Genomic DNA, 1181 nt, shown 5'->3' on the forward strand with positions numbered 1-1181 from the left:
ATGGCCTGCTGCCGGTTTCGTGGACACGAAGATAAGATCGTGACCAAGGAACTGGAGAGTGGATATGACGAGACGGAAGTTCAGCCGCGAGTTCAAGATCGAGGCGGTGAAGCTGGTAACCGAACGAGGTGTTTCGGTCTCCCAAGCATGCCGGGATCTGGAATTAGCCGAAAATGTTCTGCGCCGCTGGATGCGTGAGGCGGCATTGGCACCTGCAACGGCCTTTCCCGGCAACGGGCAGCAGCGCGCCGAGTTGGCCGAGATCGCGGCCCTGAAGAAGGAGGTCGCCAAGCTCAAGGCGGAGCGTGACATCCTAAAAAAGGCCGCAGCATTCTTTGCGCGGGAAGCGACATGACCTTCGCTTTCGTTGCCAAGCACAGGCATATCTGGCCTGTCAGCTGGATGTGCGAGGTTCTGGGCGTCTCGCGATCGGGCTTTCACGCCTGGCTCAGACGACCCATCAGTGCCAGAGCGACCCACGATGCGAAGCTCGTGATCGCCATCGACGAGAGCTTCAAGGCCAGCGATCGCACTTATGGCGCCCGCCGCGTCTGGCGTGACCTGCTTGAAGAAGGGCTCGCCTGCGGCCTGCACAGGGTCGAGCGACTGATGCGGCTGAATGCGATGAGAGCGCGGCCCAGGCGACGCGGAAAGCCCAAGGATGACGGAGAGCGATCGGTCATCGCCGACAATATCCTTGACCGGGACTTCAAGGCCGACCAGCCGAACCGGAAATGGCTGGCCGACTTCACCTATATCTGGACAGCGGAGGGCTGGCTGTATGTTGCGGTCGTGCTGGACCTGTTCTCACGCCGTATCGTCGGCTGGTCCATGAAGGCGGATCGCGATGCCGCGCTGGTCATGGATGCGCTGATGATGGCGGTCTGGCGAAGGGGCAAGGCCGATGCGCTGCTGCATCATTCGGACCAGGGGTCGCAATACACCAGCGAGCAGTTCCAGCGCCTGCTCCTCGACAATGGCATTACCTGCTCGATGAGCCGGGCCGGCAACGTCTGGGACAATTCGGCGATGGAGAGCTTCTTCTCTTCGTTGAAAACCGAACGGACCGCCCGCAAGGTTTACCGCACCCGAGATGCCGCCCGCGCCGACGTATTCGACTACATAGAGCGCTTCTACAATCCGCGGCGGCGACATTCCAAATTCGGCTATCTAAGCCCCAT

The 1181-nt window shown here is 60.8% G+C and carries 1 protein-coding gene; it reads left to right on the forward strand.

The window, feature by feature from the left end:
- Window positions 1-64: 64 nt before the first annotated feature.
- Window positions 65-1181 (forward strand): IS3 family transposase gene (locus CSC94_RS23955; RefSeq protein ID WP_099308860.1). Its coding sequence is split into 2 segments (ribosomal slippage), with 1118 coding nucleotides annotated over them: window positions 65-314 and window positions 314-1181; the frame shifts between segments, so codons are not numbered across the junction. This gene is flagged as partial in the annotation.

The sequence above is a fragment of the Zhengella mangrovi genome, from assembly GCF_002727065.1.
Classification (GTDB): domain Bacteria; phylum Pseudomonadota; class Alphaproteobacteria; order Rhizobiales; family Rhizobiaceae; genus Zhengella; species Zhengella mangrovi.